Annotated in this window: 22 protein-coding genes and 1 pseudogene; 15 read left to right on the top strand and 8 right to left on the bottom strand. The window is 58.3% G+C overall.

Going from position 1 to position 24067, the window contains the following annotated elements; genetic code table 11:
* The first annotated feature begins 113 nt into the window (after nt 1-113).
* The 3 genes from IPZ49_RS12050 to IPZ49_RS12040 are packed head-to-tail and all read left to right on the top strand — an operon-like array spanning nt 114 to nt 3266.
* Entirely contained in the window at nt 114-2753 is a 2640-nt protein-coding gene (locus IPZ49_RS12050; RefSeq protein WP_063145964.1) for a YdbH family protein, read from the top strand.
* Nucleotides 2750-2941: a YnbE family lipoprotein gene (locus tag IPZ49_RS12045; RefSeq protein ID WP_003857369.1), complete on the top strand. Its 192-nt coding sequence runs from the start codon at nt 2750-2752 to the stop codon at nt 2939-2941. Before IPZ49_RS12050 ends, IPZ49_RS12045 begins: the two co-directional genes overlap by 4 nt.
* A 7-nt stretch (nt 2942-2948) precedes the next feature.
* Nucleotides 2949-3266 carry a YdbL family protein gene (locus IPZ49_RS12040; RefSeq protein WP_022648010.1) on the top strand — a complete coding sequence of 106 codons (318 nt, stop codon included), beginning with the start codon at nt 2949-2951 and terminating at the stop codon, nt 3264-3266.
* On the opposite strand, the gene feaR is transcribed toward IPZ49_RS12040, so the two are convergent.
* Nucleotides 3267-4175: a transcriptional regulator FeaR gene (gene feaR / locus IPZ49_RS12035; RefSeq protein ID WP_023300024.1), complete on the bottom strand. Its 909-nt coding sequence runs from the start codon at nt 4173-4175 to the stop codon at nt 3267-3269. It lies immediately after the preceding gene.
* A 241-nt stretch (nt 4176-4416) separates the two neighbouring features.
* Here feaR and IPZ49_RS12030 point away from each other — a divergent pair, with 241 nt between their 5' ends.
* On the top strand, nt 4417-5916 hold the full coding sequence (locus IPZ49_RS12030; protein WP_022648012.1) for an aldehyde dehydrogenase family protein: 1500 nt from the start codon (nt 4417-4419) through the stop codon (nt 5914-5916).
* A gap of 39 nt (nt 5917-5955) precedes the next feature.
* Here the strand turns inward: IPZ49_RS12030 and IPZ49_RS12025 are convergent, their stop codons facing one another.
* From IPZ49_RS12025 to paaZ, 7 genes are all read right to left on the bottom strand, one after another.
* Nucleotides 5956-7062, bottom strand: a complete 1107-nt coding sequence (locus IPZ49_RS12025) for a GGDEF domain-containing protein (protein ID WP_023300025.1) — start codon at nt 7060-7062, stop codon at nt 5956-5958.
* 52 nt (nt 7063-7114) lie between these two features.
* The gene (locus IPZ49_RS12020; RefSeq protein ID WP_048966596.1) at nt 7115-9088 is read right to left on the bottom strand and encodes an alkyl/aryl-sulfatase; all 1974 of its coding nucleotides are present in this window, start codon (nt 9086-9088) and stop codon (nt 7115-7117) included.
* A gap of 166 nt (nt 9089-9254) precedes the next feature.
* Nucleotides 9255-11528 carry a primary-amine oxidase gene (gene tynA, locus IPZ49_RS12015; RefSeq protein ID WP_063145963.1) on the bottom strand — a complete coding sequence of 758 codons (2274 nt, stop codon included), beginning with the start codon at nt 11526-11528 and terminating at the stop codon, nt 9255-9257.
* A gap of 159 nt (nt 11529-11687) precedes the next feature.
* Nucleotides 11688-12083, bottom strand: a complete 396-nt coding sequence (locus tag IPZ49_RS12010) for a hypothetical protein (protein ID WP_032624319.1) — start codon at nt 12081-12083, stop codon at nt 11688-11690.
* Entirely contained in the window at nt 12061-12354 is a 294-nt protein-coding gene (locus tag IPZ49_RS12005) for a polymorphic toxin type 44 domain-containing protein (protein WP_223825170.1), read from the bottom strand. The genes IPZ49_RS12010 and IPZ49_RS12005 overlap by 23 nt, the downstream gene beginning before the upstream one ends.
* A gap of 113 nt (nt 12355-12467) precedes the next feature.
* On the bottom strand, nt 12468-12950 hold the full coding sequence (locus IPZ49_RS12000; protein ID WP_063145961.1) for an Hcp family type VI secretion system effector: 483 nt from the start codon (nt 12948-12950) through the stop codon (nt 12468-12470).
* Between the two features lie 225 nt (nt 12951-13175).
* Nucleotides 13176-15215 carry a phenylacetic acid degradation bifunctional protein PaaZ gene (paaZ, locus tag IPZ49_RS11995; RefSeq protein WP_063145960.1) on the bottom strand — a complete coding sequence of 680 codons (2040 nt, stop codon included), beginning with the start codon at nt 15213-15215 and terminating at the stop codon, nt 13176-13178.
* A gap of 285 nt (nt 15216-15500) precedes the next feature.
* Between paaZ and paaA the strand changes: the two genes are divergently transcribed.
* From paaA to IPZ49_RS23160, 11 genes and pseudogenes are all read left to right on the top strand, one after another.
* On the top strand, nt 15501-16430 hold the full coding sequence (paaA, locus tag IPZ49_RS11990; RefSeq protein ID WP_032624863.1) for a 1,2-phenylacetyl-CoA epoxidase subunit PaaA: 930 nt from the start codon (nt 15501-15503) through the stop codon (nt 16428-16430).
* A 12-nt stretch (nt 16431-16442) separates the two neighbouring features.
* A complete protein-coding gene (gene paaB, locus IPZ49_RS11985; RefSeq protein ID WP_003857353.1) occupies nt 16443-16730 on the top strand; it encodes a 1,2-phenylacetyl-CoA epoxidase subunit PaaB in 288 nt (95 codons plus the stop codon).
* Nucleotides 16731-16738: 8 nt separating this feature from the next.
* Nucleotides 16739-17485, top strand: a complete 747-nt coding sequence (gene paaC / locus IPZ49_RS11980; protein WP_063145959.1) for a 1,2-phenylacetyl-CoA epoxidase subunit PaaC — start codon at nt 16739-16741, stop codon at nt 17483-17485.
* Nucleotides 17486-17496: 11 nt separating this feature from the next.
* Nucleotides 17497-17994: a 1,2-phenylacetyl-CoA epoxidase subunit PaaD gene (paaD, locus tag IPZ49_RS11975; protein WP_063145958.1), complete on the top strand. Its 498-nt coding sequence runs from the start codon at nt 17497-17499 to the stop codon at nt 17992-17994.
* A 7-nt stretch (nt 17995-18001) separates the two neighbouring features.
* Nucleotides 18002-19072 (top strand): 1,2-phenylacetyl-CoA epoxidase subunit PaaE, encoded by a 1071-nt coding sequence (gene paaE, locus IPZ49_RS11970; RefSeq protein WP_058646320.1) that lies wholly within the window; start codon nt 18002-18004, stop codon nt 19070-19072.
* Nucleotides 19069-19836 carry a 2,3-dehydroadipyl-CoA hydratase PaaF gene (gene paaF, locus IPZ49_RS11965; protein WP_063145957.1) on the top strand — a complete coding sequence of 256 codons (768 nt, stop codon included), beginning with the start codon at nt 19069-19071 and terminating at the stop codon, nt 19834-19836. The genes paaE and paaF overlap by 4 nt, the downstream gene beginning before the upstream one ends.
* Nucleotides 19836-20624 (top strand): 2-(1,2-epoxy-1,2-dihydrophenyl)acetyl-CoA isomerase PaaG, encoded by a 789-nt coding sequence (gene paaG, locus IPZ49_RS11960; RefSeq protein ID WP_113788081.1) that lies wholly within the window; start codon nt 19836-19838, stop codon nt 20622-20624. The genes paaF and paaG overlap by 1 nt, the downstream gene beginning before the upstream one ends.
* A 1-nt stretch (nt 20625) precedes the next feature.
* A complete protein-coding gene (paaH, locus tag IPZ49_RS11955; RefSeq protein ID WP_063145956.1) occupies nt 20626-22050 on the top strand; it encodes a 3-hydroxyacyl-CoA dehydrogenase PaaH in 1425 nt (474 codons plus the stop codon).
* A complete protein-coding gene (gene paaI / locus IPZ49_RS11950) occupies nt 22040-22462 on the top strand; it encodes a hydroxyphenylacetyl-CoA thioesterase PaaI (RefSeq protein ID WP_063145955.1) in 423 nt (140 codons plus the stop codon). Before paaH ends, paaI begins: the two co-directional genes overlap by 11 nt.
* On the top strand, nt 22462-23667 hold the full coding sequence (pcaF, locus tag IPZ49_RS11945) for a 3-oxoadipyl-CoA thiolase (protein WP_063145954.1): 1206 nt from the start codon (nt 22462-22464) through the stop codon (nt 23665-23667). Before paaI ends, pcaF begins: the two co-directional genes overlap by 1 nt.
* 26 nt (nt 23668-23693) lie before the next feature.
* A pseudogene (locus IPZ49_RS23160) lies at nt 23694-24067 on the top strand (phenylacetate--CoA ligase family protein); the annotation flags it as partial.

Raw genomic sequence — 24067 nt, 5'->3', positions numbered from 1 at the left:
TGTAGAGCATCTACTCTTAAAAATGGCATTACCTTCAACTGACTGGCTAAACATGCGACAATGAGCGGCAAGAACGGCTTATTTATTTCGCAAAATCAGGATATTAACTGCCCATGAAGGGTAAATACAAAGCCGCAATCGCGCTATTACTGCTGCTATTTCTTGTGCCGCTGACGCTGCTGATGACGCTCGCCCAGTGGGTGCCCACGCTCGCCGGGATCTGGCTTCCCGTTGGAACACGCATCGCGTTTGAAAAAAGCCCTCGGCTCACGCGCCACGCCCTGATCATCCCCGATCTCCGTTATCTGGTAGAAGAGTGCGAAATTGCCCGCGTGGAAAACGTGACCCTGTCACACCCCAGCCGCTGGGATCTGGATATTGGCGCACTTGAACTTAACTCTGTCTGCCTGAGCAAATTACCGCAATCGGCGCCGTCTACGGTGGCGCCGAAAACGCTGGCGCAGTGGCAGGCCATCCTGCCCAACACCTGGCTGACCATCCACCGTTTTACCCTTTCTCCCTGGCAGCAGTGGGAGGGTGAGCTGAATGCCTCACTCACGCCAGCCCGCCAGGACATCACCTATAAAGGCGAGCAGGTGAGCATTAAGGGGCAGTTGCGCGGCCAGACGCTCTCCATCAGCCAGTTCGATGTGCAGCTGCCGGACCAGTCGCAGCCCGTGAAGCTGGTCGGTGAATTTACCCTGCCGCTGGTGCCGGACGGCGTACCGGTGAAAGGGCATACGGTCGCGACCTTTAACGTGCCACAGTTATCCTCGCTGGTCGATGCCGATCTGGACTGGGAGGATAATCAGGGCCAGCTGGTGGTTATGGCGCGGGACAACCCCGATCCGCTGCTCGATTTACCGTGGCAGATCACCGCTCAGCAGTTGACCATCAGCGACGGGCGCTGGAACTGGTCAGCCTCCGGTATGCCGATGAGCGGTCGCATCGGCCTGAAGGTGGATAACTGGCAGCAGGGGCTGGAGAAAGCCACCTTCACGGGGCGGCTAAACGTGCTGACCCAGGGAGATGCGGGTAAGGGCAACGCGGTACTGAATATCGGTCCCGGCTCGCTCAGTATGGAAAACAGCGCTATGCCGCTGCACCTGAGCGGGGAAGCCAAGCAAAACGATCTGATCCTGTATGCCAGACTCCCGGCGAAGCTGACCGGCAGCCTTTACGATCCGCAGCTTACGTTTGAACCCGGCGCACTATTGCGCTCGCGCGGACGCATCATTGACTCGCTGGATATCGATGAGATCCGCTGGCCGCTGGCGGGCGTGAAGCTCACGCAAAAGGGCGTGGACGGCCGCCTGCAAGCCATTCTGCGGGCGCATGAAAACGAGATGGGCAATTTTGAGCTGCATCTGGACGGCCAGGCTAACGACTTTTTACCGGACAACGGTTTGTGGCAGTGGCGCTACTGGGGTAAAGGGAACTTCACGCCGATGAACGCGCGCTGGGATGTCCGGGGAACCGGGGAGTGGCGCGACAACGTTATCGAACTGACCGATCTTTCCACGGGGTTCGACAAATTGCAGTACGGCACGATGCTGGTCAGCAAACCGCGCCTGGTGCTGGATCACCCGGTGCGCTGGTCGCGGGACCCGGATAACCCCACCTTTAGCGGCGCGCTCGCGCTCAATGCCGGGCAAACAAGCTTTTCAGGCGGAAGCGTGCTGCCGCCGTCCGTTTTGACCTTCAGCGTTGACGGGTCAGACCCGACGGTGTTCCAGTTTAAAGGGAACCTTCATGCGGATGACATCGGCCCGGTCCAGGTGAATGGACGCTGGGACGGCGAACGCCTCCGCGGTCAGGCCTGGTGGCCAAAACAGTCTCTTACAGTGTTCCAGCCGCTGATCCCGCCAGACTGGAAAATGACCCTGCGCGGCGGCGAAATGTACGCGCAGGTGGCTTTCTCAGCGGCCCCCGACCAGGGGTTTGAGGCCGGGGGGCACGGGGTGCTGAAAGCGGGCAGCGCGTGGATGCCGGATAACGAAATCAACGGCGTTGATTTTGTTCTGCCGTTCCGCTTAAGCCAGGGCACCTGGTCACTGGGCACGCGCGGACCGGTAACGTTACGAATCGACGAGGTGAAAAACCTGGTCACAGCCCGAAATCTCACCGCGGATCTTCAGGGCGATTATCCCTGGACCGAAGCGAACCCGCTCCTGCTCACCAACGTGAAGGTGGAAGCGCTCGGCGGGAAAATCACCATGCAGCAGTTGAGAATGCCGCAGCACGATCCGGCTTTACTGCGCGTGGATAATATTTCCTCCAGCGAACTGATAAGCGCGGTAAATCCGAAGCAGTTTGCCATGTCCGGCCCGGTGAGCGGCGCGCTGCCGTTCTGGCTGGACAATGAGAAATGGATCATTAAAGATGGCTGGCTGACCAACCCGGGGCCGATGACGCTGCGCATCGACCAGGACACGGCGGATGCCATTGTGAAAGACAACGTGGTTGCCGGGGCGGCGATCAACTGGCTCCGCTATATGGAAATTTCGCAGTCGTGGACAAAACTCAATGTGGATAATCTGGGTGTGTTAACCATGCAGGCGGCCATTAAAGGCACCAGCCGCGTCGAGGGCAAAAGCAGTTTCGTTAACCTGAATTACACCCATGAAGAGAACATTTTTACCCTCTGGCGCAGCCTGCGCTTTGGGGACAATCTGCAAACATGGTTTGAGCAACATGCGGCGATACCCCTTCTCCGCGGTTCGACAGGCAAGGAAAGTGAGGAACAACAATGAAAAAGAGGGCTGGTGTACTCACCGTGGCCGTCGTCGCGCTGCTGTCAGGCTGCACGCCGCGCATTGAAGTGGCGGCGCCCAAAGAGCCGATCACCATCAACATGAACGTGAAAATCGAGCATGAAATCCATATCAAGGTGGATAAAGACGTCGAAGCCCTGCTGAAATCCCGCAGCGATCTGTTCTGAGGATGCCATGAAACGATTAGCTCTGATGTTACTGGCGCTGGGGATGAACGTTCACGCCGCCACGCTTACGCTCAACGATGCGCGCACCCAGGGGCGCGTAGGGGAAACCCTGAGCGGCTATCTTGCGCCCGTTCAGCACGACGCTGAAACCCTGGCGCTGGTGAACCGTATCAACGCCGCACGCACGGAAAGTTACCAGCAGCTTGCTGACAGCAATAATTTGCCCGTCGATGAGGTGGCGAAAATGGCGGGGCAAAAGCTGGTGGCCCGCGCGCAGCCGGGTGAGTACGTGAAGGGGATTAACGGCAAATGGCTGAAAAAGTAACTAGCGGTAACGCTTACGGTATTCGCCCGGCGAAACCCCGAAACGCTGCTTAAAGGCGGTGGAAAAATGGCTATGGTCGGTAAAGCCCCAGCTGTAGCCAATGCCCGCCAGCTTTTCGTCATCGCCGATGGAACGCAGCGCCTGAGCGCATAAATCGAGGCGACGGTTCTTAATATACTGCGCCACCACCAGCCCTTTCCCGGCAAACATGCGGTACAAGCTACGCACGGACATGCCGCTCTCTGAGGCTATCCACTCCGGTCTTAACGCCTCCGACTGAATATGATCGTCAATCAGGGACAGAACGTGGCGGAACTGACGCTCCTTGCGCGGCAGCACCTCGTCATGCTGCTGGAAGGCCGGACGCAGCAGACACACCATCGCCTCCAGCGCCGCTTCGCTTTCACTGGCGCTGAGATCGGCATTGCCCATGCTCTCCTGTAACAGTCGGTAGCTCAGCTGTACGGTAGGCAGACTGCGGGAGAGGGGCAACGCGCACCTCACTTCCTGAAAACGCGCGTGTTGCTCAATGATTTGTCGCGGGAGCAGCAGCGAAATCTGGCGGGAACGCTCCTGCCAGTAAATGGAGCACGGGCGGGAGGCATCAATCAGCGTGATATCCCCGGCTTTCAGCAGCGCGCGCTGGTCGTCCTGTTCGATTCCGGCGCTGCCTTCCAGCTGAAACACGGTGTAGAACCAGGCGTCGTTGCCGTTTTTGATCTCCTGACGGGTGCGAAACAGGTTAACGCCTGCGGCGGTCACCGTGCTCAGCTTCAGACTTTGGGTATAGCTGGTTTCCAGTTCGCCGAGAAACGCCCCCTCTAACGGACGTGCCGCAAAGCGCCCACAAACCTGGTTAATTTGCGCCAGCCACTGCTGAAAATTGTCCTGTTCGCTTGCACATGCCATTGATTTTCTCGCTGCACCGTCACTGTTTTCGCATTGTTGCATTTATGTTGCATTTTGTCAGGACTACGAGGCTGACTATAGGAAAGAACACTCAACGGTTACAGCGATATAAGCGGGAATTATCACGATTTGCGGAGCCTGTCACAGCTGGCAAAGCGAATGTCACACAGACAAAAGCAGGAATGCGAATCCCCTCTTAGACTGCATACACACCCTGCGAAGCATAACGAAGGAGTATCCTATGTCCGAATCACACGTCGCCGTCCTGCCTGGCGTGCAGCAGTTTTTAGATCGCCAGCACGGCCTGTGGATCGAAGGGCGTCAGGCGGCATCCGATAGCGAAAAGCGTCTGAACGTCTACAACCCGGCGACCGGAGAGGTCATTGCCTCCACCGCCGATGCCAGCGTTGATGATGTCGATCGTGCGGTGATGTCTGGCTGGCGCGCCTTTGTCGCCCGAAGCTGGGCCGGGCGGCTTCCGGCAGAGCGGGAACGCATCCTGCTGCGGTTTGCGGATCTGGTGGAACAGCATGGCGAAGAGCTGGCACAGCTCGAAACCCTGGAGCAGGGGAAATCGATTAACATTTCCCGCGCCTTCGAGGTGGGCTGCACCCTGAACTGGATGCGCTACACGGCAGGGCTGACCACCAAAATTGCCGGTAAAACTCTCGATCTCTCGATTCCACTGCCGCAGGGCGCGCGTTATCAGGCGTGGACGCGTAAAGAGCCGGTTGGGGTCGTGGCGGGGATTGTGCCATGGAACTTCCCGCTGATGATTGGCATGTGGAAAGTGATGCCCGCGCTGGCGGCAGGTTGCTCCATCGTGATCAAACCCTCGGAAACCACGCCGCTCACCCTGTTACGGGTGGCGGAACTGGCGAGCGAGGCGGGGATCCCGGATGGCGTATTCAACGTGGTGACCGGCAGTGGCGCCGTCTGTGGCGCGGCACTGACCTCGCACCCGCGCATTGCCAAAGTGAGCTTTACCGGATCGACGGCGACGGGCAAGCAGATTGCCCGCGCGGCGGCGGATACGCTAACGGGCGTGACGCTGGAACTGGGCGGCAAAAACCCGGCCATCGTGCTGAAAGATGCCGATCCGGCGTGGGTGATTGAAGGGCTGATGACCGGCAGCTTCCTGAATCAGGGGCAGGTCTGCGCGGCCAGTTCACGTATATATATTGAAGCTCCGCTGTTCGACACGCTGGTCAGCGGCTTTGAACAGGCCGTGAAATCCCTGAGCGTCGGGCCGGGCATGTCGCCGGATGCGTTTATCAACCCGCTGGTGTCGCGCGCCCACTGCGATAAGGTCCAGGCGTTTCTGGATGAGGCGAAGGCGCACAATGCGGAGCTGATCGCCGGGAACCGGGGGCCAGACGGCAAAGGCTATTACGTTTCGCCAACGCTGGTGGTCAACCCGGATAATCATCTGCGACTGACGCGTGAAGAGGTCTTCGGGCCGGTGGTGAATCTGGTCCGTGTAGCTGACGGGGAAGAGGCGCTTCAGCTGGCGAACGACACTGAATACGGCTTAACGGCCAGCGTCTGGACGCAGAACATCAGTAAAGCGCTGGAGTACACCGACAGGCTACAGGCCGGAACCGTGTGGGTGAACAGCCACACGCTGATAGATGCCAACCTGCCGTTCGGCGGCATGAAGCAGTCTGGCACCGGGCGCGATTTCGGCCCCGACTGGCTGGATGGCTGGTGTGAAACCAAGTCGGTGTGTGTGCGGTATTAATAAAACGCCGGGTAAGGCGTAGCCGCCACCCGGCATTATTTAACGCGACCACCTATCCCGCCCGGACTCCTTCGCCCGATACAACGCCGCATCGGCGCGGGCGATGATTTCCGGGCCAGCCAGTCCTGGGGTATAGCCGGCAATGCCCATACTCACCGTCACACATTCACTCACCTTCGACGCGCTGTGCGCAATGGCTGCGGTGCGCAGGCCAGCCTGGATCCGCGCGGCGACTTTCTCCGCAACGCTTTCTTCACAGTCAAAGAGGATCACGACGAACTCCTCACCACCGTAGCGCGAAACCACATCCTCTGGCGTGCGCACCGAAGTGTTCAGCACCTCCGCGACCCGCGCGAGACATGCGTCCCCCGCCTGGTGACCATAGGTGTCGTTATACAGTTTGAAGTAGTCGACATCCAGCATCAGGACCGTGAAGCGTTTGCCTTGCTCCACCGCATTTTCCAGCACCAGCTCCATCGCCCTGCGGTTGGCCGTTTTCGTCAGCGGATCCTGATGGGCCAGCGCATCCAGCCGCGAAATTAAACGCTGATTCTGCTGGTTGCGACGCCAGGCCTCTTCAAACCAGCTTAAGAGGATGTAGCGTCCGCAAACGAGAATGAACGTGAACACCACCCACAGCCCGGCAAAGCGAAGGTTCATCTCCTGATTCAGCAGCATGCTGGCAACGGGCATGGTGATCCACAGCGGCGCGATAAAGCACACCAGCCCCACCGGATGAAAATAGAGCGCGGTCATACCGGCCATCAGCAGGGTAACGAATATCGGCCAGGGATGAGGAAGCTGTATCACGTTGATAAACCAGTAACAACTTATCGACCATAGCAGGCTACACATTAACAGCACGGCGCTGACGCCGCGGATGTGGCGCCAGGCCATTATTACCAACGCCACGGAAAGGATGACTACCCCCAGCATGGAAGCGTCAATCATCTGTGTGAGAGGTGGGCTGACGTGTAAGAGGGTATCAATTTGGCCGAACAGGGAATTGCGCAGCAGGATCATTAGCGCAAAGCTCGCGTTGACGAAGGCGAGCCACGGCAGGTTCATGGCCAGCCCGTGGACAACCATGGCGTTACGGGTCGGCCAGGTCGCGGGCTCCGGAGTGGCGTTGTGTCTTTTTTCCATGAGAGAGAATGTCCCTGTGGCGGGCGGAAAGACCGCCCGCGAGTGCATGCCTTTACGGGGTCACAATGTTAAACCAGAATTCAAATTTATCCATGTAACCGAGCATGGCATCGAGTTTTGCGGCATCGCCCGTCACTTTGATATCGCCATTATCCTGAGCCTGTTTAAGCGTCACTTCTTTCAGGATGATTTTATTCAGCGTATCGCGGTTGAGGGTCACGGTCGCGTCAGCATCCTTCGCTTCGGCGTTCGCCGTGTGGTTCAGCACGCCATTTTCCAGCTCCAGCTTATATTTGCCGCCGTCGCTGCCGAGGTCGATGTTAAACACCGATTTTGCATCCGCTGCTTTTTCACCGTTGATATGCACCGCCAGATAGTCAAAGAACATTTCTGGCGTCATTGCGCGCACGGTATCCGGGCTGGCGGTATTCGGGGTCGGACCTTTCACCACGCCGTTACGCAACTCCTGCGCGCCGGTCAGGTAGAAGTTACGCCATGGGCCGGATTCAGCCTGATAACCCAACTGCTCCAGGGCATCCGCTTCAAGGTTACGTGCGGCCTGGTTGTTTGGATCGGCGAACACCACTTTGCTGACCACCTGAGCCACCCAGCGATAGTTGCCCTGGTCAAAATCGGTTTTAGCTTTACTCAGGATGGCATCCGCGCCTCCCATATACTCCACAAATTTCTTCGCAGCTTCTTCAGGCGGCAGTTCATCCAGGGTCGCGGGGTTGCCGTCAAACCAGCCTAAATAGAGCACGTAGGTGGCTTTGACGTCATGGCTGACTGAACCGTAATAGCCTCGGTTGGCCCAGGTATTGGCCAGGGAGTTCGGCAGCTTGAAGTTGGCGGCGATCTCGTCACGCGTCAGCCCTTCATTCGCCATGCGCAGGGTCTGGTCGTTGATGTAGCGGTAGAGGTCGCGCTGGCTTTTCAGCAGGTTAACCACATTCTCGTTGCCCCAGGTCGGCCAGTGGTGCTGCGCCATGATAACTTCGGCCTTATCACCCCAGCGTACAATTGCCTGGTTGATGTATTTCGACCATGGCAGCGGTTCACGAATTTTCGCACCGCGCAGGGAGTAGGTGTTGTGCAGGGTATGGGTAACATCTTCCGCAGATTCGATCAGCTTTTTCTCTTCGATATACCAGAGCATCTCGGAAGGCGCTTCCGATCCCGGCGCGAGCATAAAATCATAGGTCAGGCCGTCGATCACCTCTTTCTGACCATCTTTCTCGATGATATTGGTCGGGGCGATCAGGGTCACCGTCCCGGCGGAGGTGGTGGTGCCGAGACCCGCACCCACCTGGCCTTTCGCATCCGGCTTCAGCAGGTTGCCGTACATATAGCTGGCGCGGCGGCTCATGACGTTACCCGCCATGATATTTTCCGCGACGGCGGCCTCCATAAATCCGGCTGGCGCGTAGACTTTAACCTTGCCGGACTTCACGTCGGCTTCGTCCACCACGCCGCGCACGCCGCCATAGTGGTCAACGTGGCTGTGGGTGTAAATAACAGCGACGACAGGTTTCTTGCCGCGATTTTTATAGTAAAGATCCATCCCGACTTTGGCCGTCTCCGCCGACACCAGCGGGTCGACCACGGTAATGCCTTCTTTACCTTCAATAATGGTCATGTTTGACAGGTCGAGGTTACGGATCTGGTACACGCCCTCGGTGACTTCAAACAGGCCGCTGATGTTAATCAGCTGGGACTGACGCCATAAGCTCGGGTTAACCGAATCGGGCGCTTTATCGCCTTCCTTGATAAAGGCGTACTGCTGTGGATCCCAGACGGTGTTGCCTTGCTCCCCTTTGATAATTTCCTGAGGTAGCGGGGCGATAAACCCTTTGTGGGCATTGGTAAAATCGGTGTTATCGGAGAAAGGAAGCTGGTTGAAGAGTGCGTTGTTGGCCTGCTGAGTTGCTGCGGTTGCATCCTTAGGGGCTTCTGCGGCCCAGGCTGAACTGGCGGAAATGAAAAAACCGGCCAGCGCAAGGCTTCTTGCTATCTCATTGACTTTCATCCTAAAACCTCTCGGTTATGTATAGCGTTGTTCATGGACACTTCGATATCTACAAAATGTTTCAGATGTTGCAAAAGCATTAAGCGAAGTAACATTAACTATAATCGGGGAGTGGTATTCAGCAAGAAAGCGAATGAAAAACCGGGCATCGTGCCCGGTCAACGTGTTATTTCTGCTCTTTTTTCTTACCGAGCGTTGGCGTCTCGTCAAAGAAGTTCCACGGCTTGAGTAACGTGTGCACCCATTCCGTCGGCATTATCGGCCACTCCTCGGCGCGGGCGACATGGGTGGTGCCGGTGGTCATCCAGATGACGTTATCCTGGTCGTTCAGCGACTCGTTATCTTTGCTGTACTGGCCGAGGCCCGTATCATGCGTGGAACGGTTCGGGTATTTTCCCTCCGGGTACATCTCGTCGGGATGGTAACGCGTCACCCACAGCTGTTTATCCATAAAGCTCAGGCGGTGATAAATCCACTCGTCCGGGGCAAACCTCGCGCCCGTCGCCACCGGGTGTGTGCCCCCCGCGTAAGGGATGATCTGATACGAGACCGGGTTGCCCATGCGGTTCTCTTTGCTGGTGTTGCTCAACAGGCGGATGGTGCCCGGATCAAACTTCTGCGCCGCCTGCTGTTCGGTATCAATATCATACTGATTAACCTGCATGGTGCTGGTGCGCGGTCCGCCAGCGGTGTTCGGTTTGACGTCCGGATCCATGGCCACCAGCTTGTTGTTGATGCCGTCCACGTCCATATCCAGACGGAAGTTGTAGATGTGCTGGTGGGTGGTGCCGACAATATTATGGTCGATCAGCGTACCGTATCGGGTGTCATCCTTCGCGGTGGCATCATGCATGGTTTTCGTCTGCACGCCTTTCACCGCTTCAATGCCCGTGGCCCCTGCATCAATGCCGATGGTGCCGTTTTCGTGGAATACCCAGTCGAAGATATAATCGTAGTTACCCACGGTGCTGACCCAGCGCACCACCAGCTCGCGGCGCTCGGTGCTGACGTTGGGTTTACCTAACTCCTGATGCTTATACTCCGGCCCGGCGTAACGCTCGAAAATGGCGATCGCCCGGGGGATCTCCATTGGCGCACCGGTATAGTCCGGGATGGTTTCATTGAGCATCACGGCGTTAGACGGAACATCCTTGCCGCGCACCAGCGGGGAGGTCAGGGTACCCATGCCGTAATCACCGGAGTCCAGGTAGGCCTTAAAGTACCAGCCGATATCCGGGTCGCCGTACGGCACAATCATGCCCCCGAGCGATCCCTGATACATCACCTGTCGCTTTTTGCCGTTGTCGTTATAGGTCACGGTGGAGATCATCGGGCCGACGCGCGAGTCCAGGCTCAGATGAAAATCCCAGTTCTGCCAGTGCACCATATCCCCGGTAATGGTGTAGTTCTTGCCTTCCGGCTCGATAATCTCCAGCGGTTTTTTCACCGTTTCAACGCGGTCACGGCCATCATAAGGACGCGGGGTGAGCGGCACCGGCACGACCGGGCCCTCCTCAATCTTCTGGATTTTCTTCTGCTCGAGATCCACCACCGCAACCAGGTTTTCGATCGGGTGCGCCCAGTAGTTACCGTCGCCCACGTCGAGATAGCTGATCACTTTCAGCAGGCGGTCTTCCTGTTTCAGCCCATCCTTGCCGTCAAAAAAGCCGACGGTAAGCGGGGTGGTGATCACTTTCTTCGGATCGGTAATGCCGCGCTTTTTCAGCACGGCGGCAAACTCCGGGCTTTCATTGATGATCTGCTGCACGGTATTGAAGTCATCCAGCAGCACCATGCCGTGCGCGTCTTTGATCGGCTCCCAGCGGAGGATCTTTTTGTCCTTCAGATCCACCCGGCTTTCGATGATGTGTTTACCATCAAGCATGATGATATTGGCCTGGCGGGGCGCATCCACCGCCGTGCCGTTAAGCACAAAGTCCCAGACTTTGGCCTTTTCTGGCTCCGCCAGCGCAATCTGGGTAAAGCGGGTATTGGGTTTAAAATCCGCAGAGGCTTTCACAATGGCTACGGCCTGGTTGATTTCATCAGCGGTCAGCGCGTTTAACGGATGGGGGCGTTTTTCAACCTGGAATGTCTGATCAAGACCGGACTGAAAGACATCGTTGATAAAAGTCTCCGGGATATAGGCCTTATTGTTCTTCATCACCACGGGCACCTGGAGCGTCAGCGGTTTGCCATTAACGATGGCGGTGTTGGCGCCGGGTTTGACCTTCACAAAGGCACCGTCTTTAACGATGGTGAACATCTGGGCGTAATCATCCCACTGCACGTCCGCGCCAAACGCCTGAAGCGTTTTGTCCATCGGGACCATATGCGCCTCGCTGCCGTGAGCGTAAACAGGGGATTGCCAGGCGCAACAGAGCGCAACGGCCATGGCCAGTGCCGTTCTACGGGCAGAAAAAGAAGAATTGCTTCCCATCGCAGACCTCATCTTGTTGTGTTTATTGTGTTGTGTCAGCCTTATCCTGACAGGCGCGCACGAAAAGCGTTTGCCTGCATCTGCCAGGTTGTTTGTCAGTCTTGCCAGGTTAAAAAAAGACCGGGGGTGCATCACACCCCGTGAAAGTGAAAGTATGCTTCAGTAAGGTGAACTGTCGAGATGAATGCGGACATCGAAACCTACCGTCGTGAACGAATAAACCGTACCGCGAACGCGAAGATAAATGTCTCCATTTTTAATTGCCGCTGAAGCTTTATCATCATCGGTGATCATGACGGGATTGATATTCTTAATATTAGACATGAATTCTTCCGGACTTTTTTTCGCATCAAAGAGATAAATATGATACCTGTTTTTAGACAGTGAACCCGTCTCAACCTGGGTGATGTAAAGAGTTAAACGATCGTTAACCTTGATTTTTTCCTGCAAATTTTCATACACGGTAAAAAGATCGCGGAAAGGGTATGCAATGAATATGAGAAAACTAAAGATAATAATTCCAGCTCGCCAGTTAAAAACCCGAACGTCGCGCATAATCTATTCCTGCCCTTATCCATAACTGATCGACTGGATCATCACCGTAATTATTATTGTTCTGGAATTTTGCAAATTCTGCAGGATCGCTTGTCCCGGCAAGAATCTGTGCAGTGCCTGCCCCCCGGAGCAGAATTCCCTCAGGAATGCCTGCTGCCGCACCAACGGCACCGTAATGAAAATTGCCAAAATTGGCATACTCTGCACGACCTTGTTTATAATCCCAGGGACCATGGTTTCTGACCATTTGATAAAACCATATGTAGGTCATTAATGAGGGGCCACCATGAAATCGCGCTATTATCATGTGGCTAACGACGTCCACGCCAGGTGGTGCAAAGGATGCAATATTATAGGGTGTTGAATAGGAAGGAGTTCGCATATTTAACGCTCAGCCCAACAGTCTGCAAACTGTATATTACCATCGCAATATGTCCATGTTATTTTATCATAGCGTAGTTCCACGACTTCAAGATGATTATGTTTTTCTTTCGTCGGGCCTTTAATGTCATGCATCAATGGCGTAACGGAAACGACGCGAATATTATCGAGACGCATATTGTAATATTCTACTTCCTGTCCGGCGTCATTAATGCGATACCACCTGAACTCGGCCGTTTTAAGGGTTTGGCCAGTCGCAACCGCTTTCATCAGGTAAGGGGAGGAGGAATCGATTTCTTTTTGAAATACGACTGGGGCATGGTTACGTTTACTGGTCATTTTCCCGGTCAATGGATCGGTTGGGAGGCGAAGATTGTGTGTAAAGCCAGTGACTTCAATGCTTCCCTCACGGTAACAAACATCCACCGAGCCTGTAATTTTTGTGCCACCATCGTCAGTCAAGAAAAGGTAAACAGGAATTGCCATAGTCTGTTAATCATCCATGTAATTTAACGCGGGAATATTCCCGGAGATAAATAATAACTATGCTAACTATACGGTCAATTTGCTTAGTGTTTCCGGTTGTAACTTATCCAAACCAGGCAGACTGGATGGTTCGATTAATCAAAGCCAACCAGTCCCTGTATTACCTTCCGTTTATTTTGATGCGCTCAAACACTCGAGGCAGCAAGGTTAATGCCATTGCTTTGATTAAAAGTCACCCTGCTGGCGCGCCACCAGCGTCAGAATGGAGTAAAGCGCCACGGCCTGCTGATGCTGGTTGAAGATCTCCACCGCCCATTCCACCACGCCAGTCGGTTTTTCCTCGGCAGTGCGCTGTTTCTTCAGCGTTTTACGTTTACAGGTCAGGCGCACCTGAATGGTATCGCCCGGCTTGACCGGCTCGATAAAGCGCAGGTTTTCCATGCCGTAGTTGGCAATGACCGGCCCAACCCCGGCATCGACAAACAGCCCCGCCGCGGCGGAAATCAGGAAATAACCGTGTACCACGCGCTCGCCAAAAATCGACTCCGCCGCGCCAATTTTGTCCATATGGGCATAGAAATGATCCCCGCTCAGGCAGGCAAAATTCACGATATCCGCTTCCGTCAGGGTACGGCGCGGGGTCAGCAGGCTGTCGCCCGGCTGTAACTCCTCGAAGTATTTACGGAACGGATGAACGCGATCTTCCAGCACCTCCGCGCCACGGACCCACTGTTTGCCGATGGCGGCGAGCATGGACGGGCTGCCCTGAATGGCCGTGCGCTGGAGATAGTGCTTCACCGCACGCAGGCCGCCCAGCTCCTCGCCGCCGCCCGCACGTCCCGGGCCGCCGTGCACCAGCTGCGGTAGCGGTGAACCGTGGCCGGTGGATTCTTTCGAGGATTCCTGGTTGAGGATCTGAATGCGTCCGTGGGCGCGCGCGGCACCGGCAATAAATTGGCGCGCCACGTTTGAATCTGCCGTGACCAGCGTTCCCGCCAGGCTGCCGCCGCCCGCCCGCGCCAGCTGCATGGCGTGTTCACTGTTGCGGTACGGCATCAGGGTGGCGACGGGGCCAAAGGCTTCGGTGGCGTGAACGGCCGGAGTTTCGTCCGGCTGCGGGCAGAACAGCAGGGTGGGCGGGAAGAATGCGCCAGCCGCCTGCATATCGGCTTTACCACCCAGACGGAACTGGCAGCCCGAGGCAAGCAGATAATCGACTTTTTCCTGCACGTCAGCACGTTGCTCACTGTTGACGAGAGCCCCCATTTTCACCCCTTCCTGGGCCGGATCGCCGACGACCACGTTCTCCAGCCGCGCAATCAGCGCCTGGCTGACGGCTTCAACCTGAGCTTCCGGCACGATGATGCGGCGGATGGCGGTACATTTTTGCCCGGCTTTGGCGGTCATCTCGCGCACCACTTCGCGAATAAACAGCGCAAACTCCGGCTGCTCCGGCGTCACGTCCTCACCCAGCACGCAGCAGTTAAGGGAATCCGCTTCCATGGTAAACGGAATGGAATGCGCGACGATATTCGGATGTACGCGCAGGCTCTGCCCGGTGCTGGCCGACCCGGTAAACGTCACCACGTCCTGGCTGTCGAGCTGGTTCAGCAGATCGCCCGCGCCACCACAGATCAGGCTGATGGCGCCGTCCGGCACCAGTCCGCTCTCGACGATCGCTTTCACCATTGCCTGAGTCACCTGCGCGGTGGCGGTGGCGGGCTTGATGATGGCGGGCATCCCGGCAAGCCAGGTGGGCGCGAGCTTTTCCAGCATCCCCCAGCACGGGAAGTTGAACGCGTTGATATGCACCGCCACGCCGGATTTCGACGTTAACACGTGACGTGCCGCAAAGCCGCCTTCCTTCGACAGCGGGATCAGCTCATCCTCCGGCCACAGGGTATCGTCCGGCAGCTCACGGCTGCCGAGACTTGCGTAGGTGAAGAGGGTGCCGATACCGCCTTCAATATCCACCCAGCTGTCGGCCTTCGTCGCGCCGGTCTGGGCTGACAGGGCATAAAACCGATCCTTCTGGCTCAGCAGATGTTTGGCCACCGCCTTCAGCATGGCGGCGCGCTCGATAAAGCTCATTGCGCGGAGCGCTTCTCCGCCGTGTTCAATGGCGTAACGGCGCGCGGCCGCCATATCCAGACCTTCGCTGGTGACTTCAAATAGCGTTTCCCCGCTGATGGCGTGGGTGATGGTGCGCTCGCGGCCCCGGCCTGATTGCCAGGTGCCGGACAAGAAGCTGGCTAACTGCTGCATTTCTTCTCTCCAGGTGTTTCGTGATTTCACTATAAATAGTTTGATCGCGAATCATAAAAAGCAAGCTGAGTTTTAATGAATTGTTAACGTTGTGATCTCTATTGCTTAGCCTGACCACCCGAAAGCCTTGTATAATTGGCCTTTCATGAAAAGGCTTGCGAGCGTCGTCACAAAATAAACAAACGCTTCTTGGGGTTATATTTAACCTTTGTGTAACTTTTAAGAAACCAAATGATTCACCATTATGCTGTTTTTGGTGATTTAACGAATCACAAAGGTGGTTATGTGACGCAAGAACAACGCTTTGAGCAACGCATCGCACAGGAGACGGCCATCGAGCCGCAGGACTGGATGCCGGATGCCTATCGCAAGACGCTGATCCGCCAGATTGGACAGCACGCCCACTCTGAGATTGTCGGCATGCTGCCGGAAGGAAACTGGATCACCCGCGCGCCGACGCTGCGCCGGAAAGCCATTCTGCTGGCGAAGGTTCAGGACGAAGCCGGACACGGCCTGTACCTCTACAGCGCGGCGGAAACGCTGGGCTGCGCCCGGGAGGACATCTATCAAAAGATGCTCGACGGCAAGATGAAATACTCCTCCATCTTCAACTATCCGACCCTGAGCTGGGCCGATATCGGCGTCATTGGCTGGCTGGTGGACGGGGCGGCCATTGTGAACCAGGTGGCGCTGTGCCGTACGTCTTACGGCCCGTACGCCCGGGCGATGGTGAAAATCTGTAAAGAAGAGAGCTTCCACCAGCGTCAGGGTTTTGAGGCCTGTATGGTGCTGGCGCAGGGCAGCGAAGCCCAGCGGCAGATGTTGCAGGACGCCATCAACCGTTTCTGGTGGCCCGCGCTGATGATGTTCGGACCCAACGACGACAACTCCCCAAACAGCGCCCGCAGTCTCGCCTGGAAGATCAAACGCTTTGGCAACGATGAGCTTCGCCAGCGCTTCGTGGACAACACGGTGCCTCAGGTGGAGATGCTCGGCATGACCGTGCCGGATCCCGACCTGCGTTTCGATGAAGAGAGCGGCCACTACCGCTTCGGCGAAATCGACTGGCACGAATTTGACGAGGTGATCAACGGGCGCGGGATCTGCAACCACGAACGTCTGGCCGCAAAACGTAAAGCCTGGGACGACGGCGCATGGGTGCGTGAAGCCGCTCTGGCCCACGCGGAAAAACAACGCGCCCGCCAGGCCGCATAAGAGGAATCAACCATGAGCAATGTTTACTGGCCGTTATACGAAGTTTTTGTCCGTTCGAAGCAGGGGCTGTCGCACCGCCATGTGGGCAGCCTTCACGCTGCCGACGACCGCATGGCGCTGGAAAACGCGCGCGATGCCTATACCCGCCGCAGCGAAGGCTGTTCTATCTGGGTGGTGAAGGCGAGTGAAATCGTCGCTTCCCAGCCGGAAGAGAGCGGGGAGTTTTTCGATCCGGCGGAAAGCAAGGTCTACCGCCATCCGACGTTTTACACCATCCCTGATGGCATTGAGCATATGTGAGGTTGGGGATGAACAACGTATCTGCTTATGCCCTGCGTCTGGGCGACAACGGTCTGGTGCTCTCACAGCGTCTGGGCGCCTGGTGCGGCCATGCGCCGGAGCTGGAAATTGACCTGGCGCTCGCCAATATCGGCCTTGATCTGCTCGGGCAGGGGCGCAATTTCCTGACCTACGCCGCTGAACGGGAGGGTAAGGGTGATGAAGACACCCTGGCCTATGGCCGCGATGAGCGTCAGTTCCGCAATCTGCTGCTGGTGGAACAGCCAAACGGCAGCTTCGCCGACACCATTGCCCGTCAGTATCTGATGGATGCGTGGAACGTAGCGCTGTACGAACGGTTGATCCACAGCAGCGACAGTCAGCTTGCCGCCATCGCGGCAAAAGCCATTAAAGAGGCGCGCTATCACCTGCGTTTTAGCCGCGGCTGGCTGGTGCGGCTGGGGGACGGGACAGAAACCTCCTCACAGAAAATGCAGCAGGCGGTGGATAGCCTGTGGCGCTTTACGGCTGAATTGTTCGACGCCGACGACGTCGAGCTGGCGCTGATTGACACCGACGTGGCGGTTGATCCGCGCGCCCTGCGGGAACCGTGGGAGCGCGAAGTGTTTGCCGGGCTGGCGGAAGCTACCCTCCGCGTGCCCGAGGAAGTGGCGTATCGCACGGGCGGCAAGAAGGGGCTACATACTGAACACCTCGGACCGATGCTGGCTGAGATGCAGTATCTCCAGCGCGTTTACCCCGACCAGCAGTGGTAAAGGAGAACGCTATGCAACGCCTCGCCGACATTGCGCCTGCCCAAATCCCGCAGATTTGGGCGCTGTTAAGCCAGATCCCCGACCCGGAAGTGCCGGTGCTGACCATCACCGACTTAGGCATGGTGCGCAGCGTGAAGGCGCAGGGGGAAGGCTGGGTTATAGGCTTCACGCCAACCTATTCGGGCTGTCCGGCAACGGAGCATCTGCTGGGGGCGATCCGCGAAACTCTGACCGGGAACGGCTTTTCCCCGGTACATATTGTGCTGCAACTGGAGCCCGCCTGGACCACCGACTGGATGACCGACGATGCCCGCAGGCGCCTGCGGGAATATGGCATCAGCCCGCCTGTCGGCCATAGCTGCCATGCCCACGTTCATGCGGAGGTGAGCTGCCCGCGCTGTGCGAGCACCGATACCTCGCTCATCAGTGAATTTGGTTCCACGGCCTGCAAAGCGCTCTACCGCTGCAATACCTGCCGTGAGCCCTTCGACTATTTCAAATGTATTTGAGGCTGCCATGACAACGTTTCATTCATTAACAGTGGCAAAAGTGGAACCCGAAACCCGAGACGCGGTGACCATTACCTTCGCGGTGCCGCAGGCGTTACAGGAGGCGTACCGCTTCCGTCCCGGTCAGCATTTGACCCTGAAAGCCAGTCCTGGCGGGGATGAACTGCGCCGCTGCTACTCCATCTGCCGGAGCACCGCGTGCGGTGAGATCAGCGTGGCGGTCAAAGCCATCGAGGGCGGACGTTTTTCCCGCTATGCCCGGGACGAAATCAAACCGGGCATGGCACTGGAGGTGATGGTGCCCCAGGGGCATTTTGGCTACCAGCCGCAGGCCGAACGCGAAGGCCACTATCTGGCGATTGCCGCCGGGTCCGGGATCACCCCGATGCTGGCGATTATGTCCGCTACGCTGGCCACTGAAGCCCACAGCCACTTCACCCTGATTTACGGCAACCGCAGCAGCCAGAGCATGATGTTCCGCCGGGCGCTGGCGGACCTGAAAGATAAATACCCGCAGCGTTTGCAGCTGATCTCCATCTTCAGCCAGGAGACGCTCGACAGCGATCTGCTCCATGGCCGTATTGACGGGGAAAAGCTCCAGGCGCTGGCAAAAACGCTGGTGAATTTCCGCCAGTACGATGAAGCCTTCATCTGCGGCCCGTCGGCGATGATGGACGAGGCTGAGGCGGCGCTGAAAGCGCTGGGTATGCCGGAAAAAGCGATCCATCTTGAGCGCTTTAACACGCCGGGAACCCCCGTTAAACGGACAGTCAGCGTGCAGGCCGACGGGCAGAAGGTCACCGTCCGTCAGGACGGGCGCGACAGGGAGATCACCCTGGCGGCGGACGACGAGAGCATTCTTGACGCGGCCCTGCGTCAGGGGGCGGATCTGCCTTACGCCTGCAAGGGCGGCGTGTGCGCCACCTGCAAATGCAAAGTGCTTCGCGGGAAGGTGGACATGGCGACCAACTACAGCCTGGAGCCGGACGAGCTGGCCGCAGGCTATGTGCTGAGCTGTCAGGCGCTGCCGTTAACCGCTGACGTTATCGTCGATTTTGATGCGAAGGGGATGGCATGAGCGAACTGATTGTCACCCGTCATGGCCGCGTGTTGCAGCTGACGCTTAACCGTCCGGCGGCGCGCAACGCGCTCAACAATGCCCTGCTCACGCAAATCGCGGAGCAGCTTGAAGCCGCCGCCGTGGATGCGGAGATCGCCGTCTGTGTGATTTACGGCAACGAACGCTGCTTTGCCGCCGGGGCCGATCTCAACGAAATGGCGGAGAAAGACCTGCCCGCCACACTGAACGATATCCGCCCGCAGCTGTGGGCGCGGATCAACGCCTTCACCAAACCGCTGATTGCCGCCGTGAACGGCTTCGCGCTGGGAGCAGGCTGTGAGCTGGCGCTGCTCTGCGATGTCGTGATTGCCGGCGATAACGCCCGTTTTGGCCTGCCGGAAATCACCCTCGGGATCATGCCGGGCGCAGGCGGCACCCAGCGGCTGATCCGAAGCGTGGGTAAATCGCTGGCCAGCAAAATGGTGCTGACGGGCGAAAGCATCACGGCGCTTCAGGCGCACAGCGCCGGGCTGGTCAGCGACGTCTACCCGGCCTCGCTGACGCTGGAGTACGCCCTGAAGCAGGCGGCGCGGATGGCGCGCCACTCGCCGCTGGCGCTACAGGCGGCGAAGCAGGCGCTTCGCCAGTCGCAGGAAGTCCCGCTTCAGGCCGGGCTGGCGCAGGAGCGTCAGCTGTTTGCGCTGCTCGCGGCCACCGACGATCGCCGGGAAGGCATCAACGCCTTTTTACAGAAACGCACCCCAGACTTTAAAGGACGCTAATTGTGGAATTTATTCTGAGCCATGTTGAGCAGGGCGTAATGACCATTACGCTGAACCGCCCGGAGCGCCTGAACAGCTTTAACGACGTCATGCACCAGCAGCTTTCCGGATGCCTGAAGCAGGCCGAGCGCGATGACGCCATCCGCTGCCTGCTGATCACCGGGGCAGGACGCGGTTTCTGCGCCGGGCAGGATCTCAACGACCGTAACGTGGACCCGACCGGCCCCGCGCCGGATCTGGGCATGTCCGTTGAGACTTTTTACAACCCGCTGGTGCGCCGCCTGGCAAAACTGCCGAAGCCGGTGATTTGCGCGGTTAACGGCGTGGCGGCGGGGGCGGGTGCCACGCTGGCCCTCGGCTGCGACATGGTGATTGCGGCGCGCTCCGCCAGTTTTGTGATGGCCTTCAGCAAGCTCGGGCTGGTACCGGACTGCGGCGGCACCTGGCTGCTGCCGCGCGTGGCCGGACGCGCCCGCGCCATGGGGCTGGCATTGCTGGGCGATAAGCTCAGCGCCGAGCAGGCACAGGCCTGGGGAATGATCTGGCAAGTGGTGGACGACGAGCAGCTCTCCGCCACCGCACAGCAGATGGCGCTGCATTTTGCCTCGCAGCCGACCTTTGGCCTGGGCTTGATCAAGCAGGCGATCAACGCCGCAGAAACCAATACCCTTGACGCCCAGCTTGATCTGGAGCGCGACTATCAACGTCTGGCCGGACGCAGCGACGACTACCGGGAAGGCGTCAGCGCGTTCCTGGCAAAACGCGCGCCGAACTTTACGGGGAAATAAGATGGTGAATATCCATACGGTCGCCGTCATTGGCAGCGGCACCATGGGCGCCGGAATTGCCGAAGTGGCAGCCAGCCACGGTCATCCGGTTCTGGTGTACGACATTGACGCAGCGGCGATTTCCCGCGCCGTCGACGGCATTCGCCAGCGGCTGTCCTCTCGCGTTGCGCGCGGAAAACTCTCTGCCGACGCCGGGGAACAGATCCTCGCCCGCCTGACGCCGGTGACGAATATCAGTGCTCTGGCGAAAGCCGATCTGGTGATCGAGGCGGCCTCCGAGCGGCTTGAAGTGAAAAAGGCGCTGTTTACCCAGCTGGCAGAGGTTTGCCCGCCGCAGACGCTACTCGCCAGCAATACCTCGTCCATTTCCGTTACCGCGATTGCGGCGGAGGTAAACCACCCTGAACGCGTCGCCGGGCTGCACTTCTTCAATCCTGCCCCGGTGATGAAGCTGGTGGAGGTGGTCAGCGGGCTGGCGACCTCACCCGAAGTGGCCGATGCGCTGTGCGAGCTGGCGCTGAGCTGGGGAAAGCAGCCGGTACGCTGCCAGTCCACGCCGGGGTTTATCGTCAACCGCGTAGCGCGTCCTTTCTACTCGGAAGCCTGGCGCGCGCTGGAAGAGCAGGTGGCAGCGCCCGAGGTGATCGACGCCGCCCTGCGAGACGGCGGGGGTTTCCCGATGGGGCCGCTTGAGCTGACGGACATGATTGGTCAGGACGTCAACTTTGCCGTGACCTGCTCCGTATTTAACGCCTTCTGGCAGGAGCGTCGTTTTTTGCCGTCGCTGGTGCAGCAGGAGCTGGTGCTGGCGGGGCGTCTGGGTAAGAAAAGCGGGCAGGGCGTTTACCGCTGGCAGGAGGACAAACCCGCCGTCAGCTGGCTCGCCCCGGTCAGCCACAGCTTCAGCCCGATGCGCGCACAGCGAAGAAGTGACGGTGTCACGGAAATTGACGATCTGTTGCTGATCGAAACGCAGGGTGAAACCGCGCAGTCGCTGGCGCTGCGCCACGGCTGTCCGGTGGTGGTGGTCGACCGCATCGAGCGGGATGTGGCCGTTCTAGCCGCCGCGCCCGGCAACCCGCACGCCGCCACGCAGAAAGCCATTTACTGGTTGCAGCACCAGGAGAAACGTGTGGTCCAGATTGCGGATTACCCCGGCCTGCTGATCTGGCGCACGGTGGCGATGATTGCCAACGAAGCGCTGGATGCCCTGCAAAAAGGGGTCGCCAGTGAGCAAGACATCGATACCGCCATGCGCTTAGGGGTCAACTATCCCTGCGGCCCCATCGCCTGGGGCGAGCGCCTTGGCTGGCAGCGTCTGTTAACGCTGCTGGAGAACCTGCAACGTCACTACGGCGAGGAACGTTATCGCCCCTGTTCACTGCTGCGCCAGCGTGCGCTTCTGGAGAGTAGTTATGAGTCATAACGCCTGGCATAACGCCCGCGCGATGTACGGACGGGACGCCTGCGCGCAGGCGATGGGGATGGACATTATCGAGATGGGCGAGGGCTACGCGGTGGTGACCATGACCATCACCCCGCAGATGCTTAACGGGCATAAAACCTGCCACGGCGGACAGCTATTCTCGCTGGCCGATACCGCCTTTGCCTACGCCTGCAACAGTCAGGGGCTGGCGGCGGTGGCCTCAGGCTGCACCATCGATTTTCTGCGTCCGGGCTTTGCTGGCGATAAGCTGACCGCTACCGCGCGGGTGAAGCATCAGGGCAAACTGACCGGCGTCTACGACATCGAAATTCAGAATCAACAACAGAAAACCGTCGCTCTTTTTCGCGGGAAATCCCACCGCACCGGCGGCAGTGTGACAGGAGAAGCCTGATGCGTGACGCATTTATTTGTGAGGGTGTGCGTACCCCGGTCGGTCGCTACGGTGGAGGATTATCCAGCCTGCGTGCCGATGACTTAGGGGCCGTTCCGCTGCGTGCGCTGCTGGCGCGTTACCCGCAGCTCGATCTGGAGCGCATAGATGACGTGATCTTCGGCTGCGCAAATCAGGCCGGAGAGGATAACCGCAACGTGGCGCGCATGTCGTCGCTGCTGGCCGGGCTGCCGCAGACCGTTTCCGGTACCACCATTAACCGCCTGTGCGGCTCCGGTCTGGATGCCCTTGGCTTTGCGGCGCGCGCCATTAAGGCCGGGGATGGCGATCTGCTGATCGCCGGTGGCGTCGAATCCATGTCCCGTGCGCCGTTCGTGATGGGTAAAGCCACCGCGGCGTTTCAGCGTCAGGCGGAGATCTTCGATACCACCATCGGCTGGCGATTTGTGAATCCGCTCATGCATCAGCAATACGGAACTGACAGCATGCCGGAAACGGCAGAGAATGTAGCGGAATTGTTAAATATAAGCCGTGCCGATCAGGACGCATTTGCCTTGCGCAGCCAGCAGCGCACCGCGCTGGCGCAGCAGAATGGCGTTCTGGCGCAGGAGATAATCCCGGTACAGGTAACGGGGAAAAAAGGCGCGGTAACGGAAGTGAGCGTAGACGAGCATCCGCGCGCCGAAACCACCCTTGAACAGCTTGCCGCGCTGAAAGCCCCGTTTCGCAAGAACGGTGTGGTGACGGCGGGGAACGCCTCTGGCGTCAACGACGGGGCGGCGGCGCTGATTATCGCCAGCGAGCCGATGGCGCTTGCCCAGGGGTTAATCCCGCGCACCCGCATTGTGGCCATGTCGACCGCGGGCGTCGAGCCGCGTCTGATGGGATTAGGCCCGGTTCCCGCCACCCGTAAGGTGCTGGAACGTGCCGGACTCAGTATCACCGATATGGACGTCATTGAGCTTAACGAAGCCTTCGCCGCACAGGCGCTGGGGGTGCTGCGTCAGCTGGGCTTGCCGGATGACGCGGAGCATGTCAACCCGAACGGCGGAGCGATCGCGCTAGGTCATCCGCTGGGAATGAGCGGTGCCAGACTGGCGCTGGCCGCGAGCAATGAATTGCACCGACGAGGCGGGCGCTACGCGCTGTGTACGATGTGCATCGGTGTGGGTCAGGGCATTGCCATGATCCTTGAGCGTGTTTGAGCGAACAATAATGTGAGTACCCTGCGATGATAAATACAACAAAGCTTGATCCGATCGAAACCGCGTCCATTGATGAATTGCAGGCGTTGCAGACCGCGCGCCTGAAGTGGACGCTGAACCACGCCTACAACAACGTTCCGATGTACAAACGCAAGTTTGATGCCGCGGGCGTTCACCCTGACGATTTCAACGAGCTGGCGGACCTGCAAAAATTCCCGTGCACCACCAAGCAGGATCTGCGCGACAACTACCCGTTCGATACCTTTGCGGTGCCGATGGAGCAGGTGGTGCGCATCCACGCCTCGTCGGGCACCACCGGAAAGCCGACCGTGGTGGGATATACCCAGAATGATATCGACAACTGGGCCAATATCGTCGCCCGTTCCCTGCGCGCCGCCGG

The organism is Enterobacter cloacae complex sp. S2 (genome assembly GCF_015159675.1).
Taxonomy (GTDB): domain Bacteria; phylum Pseudomonadota; class Gammaproteobacteria; order Enterobacterales; family Enterobacteriaceae; genus Enterobacter; species Enterobacter intestinihominis.
Note: the sequence above shows the minus strand (reverse complement) of the source record. Positions and strands in the feature narration are given on the sequence as shown.

Bases quoted from the DNA above. Each gene is read 5' to 3' on its own strand.
- IPZ49_RS12000 (WP_063145961.1), bottom strand. From the start codon at position 12,950: ATGGCAATTCCTGTTTACCTTTTCTTGACTGACGATGGTGGCACAAAA.
- IPZ49_RS12045 (WP_003857369.1), top strand. From the start codon at position 2,750: ATGAAAAAGAGGGCTGGTGTACTCACCGTGGCCGTCGTCGCGCTGCTG.
- paaC (WP_063145959.1), top strand. From the start codon at position 16,739: ATGAACAACGTATCTGCTTATGCCCTGCGTCTGGGCGACAACGGTCTG.
- paaD (WP_063145958.1), top strand. From the start codon at position 17,497: ATGCAACGCCTCGCCGACATTGCGCCTGCCCAAATCCCGCAGATTTGG.
- pcaF (WP_063145954.1), top strand. From the start codon at position 22,462: ATGCGTGACGCATTTATTTGTGAGGGTGTGCGTACCCCGGTCGGTCGC.
- paaH (WP_063145956.1), top strand. From the start codon at position 20,626: ATGGTGAATATCCATACGGTCGCCGTCATTGGCAGCGGCACCATGGGC.
- paaE (WP_058646320.1), top strand. From the start codon at position 18,002: ATGACAACGTTTCATTCATTAACAGTGGCAAAAGTGGAACCCGAAACC.
- IPZ49_RS12050 (WP_063145964.1), top strand. From the start codon at position 114: ATGAAGGGTAAATACAAAGCCGCAATCGCGCTATTACTGCTGCTATTT.
- IPZ49_RS12040 (WP_022648010.1), top strand. From the start codon at position 2,949: ATGAAACGATTAGCTCTGATGTTACTGGCGCTGGGGATGAACGTTCAC.
- IPZ49_RS12020 (WP_048966596.1), bottom strand. From the start codon at position 9,088: ATGAAAGTCAATGAGATAGCAAGAAGCCTTGCGCTGGCCGGTTTTTTC.
- IPZ49_RS12030 (WP_022648012.1), top strand. From the start codon at position 4,417: ATGTCCGAATCACACGTCGCCGTCCTGCCTGGCGTGCAGCAGTTTTTA.
- IPZ49_RS12025 (WP_023300025.1), bottom strand. From the start codon at position 7,062: ATGGAAAAAAGACACAACGCCACTCCGGAGCCCGCGACCTGGCCGACC.
- paaZ (WP_063145960.1), bottom strand. From the start codon at position 15,215: ATGCAGCAGTTAGCCAGCTTCTTGTCCGGCACCTGGCAATCAGGCCGG.
- IPZ49_RS12010 (WP_032624319.1), bottom strand. From the start codon at position 12,083: ATGCGCGACGTTCGGGTTTTTAACTGGCGAGCTGGAATTATTATCTTT.
- paaI (WP_063145955.1), top strand. From the start codon at position 22,040: ATGAGTCATAACGCCTGGCATAACGCCCGCGCGATGTACGGACGGGAC.
- tynA (WP_063145963.1), bottom strand. From the start codon at position 11,528: ATGGGAAGCAATTCTTCTTTTTCTGCCCGTAGAACGGCACTGGCCATG.
- feaR (WP_023300024.1), bottom strand. From the start codon at position 4,175: ATGGCATGTGCAAGCGAACAGGACAATTTTCAGCAGTGGCTGGCGCAA.
- paaB (WP_003857353.1), top strand. From the start codon at position 16,443: ATGAGCAATGTTTACTGGCCGTTATACGAAGTTTTTGTCCGTTCGAAG.
- IPZ49_RS12005 (WP_223825170.1), bottom strand. From the start codon at position 12,354: ATGACCTACATATGGTTTTATCAAATGGTCAGAAACCATGGTCCCTGG.
- paaF (WP_063145957.1), top strand. From the start codon at position 19,069: ATGAGCGAACTGATTGTCACCCGTCATGGCCGCGTGTTGCAGCTGACG.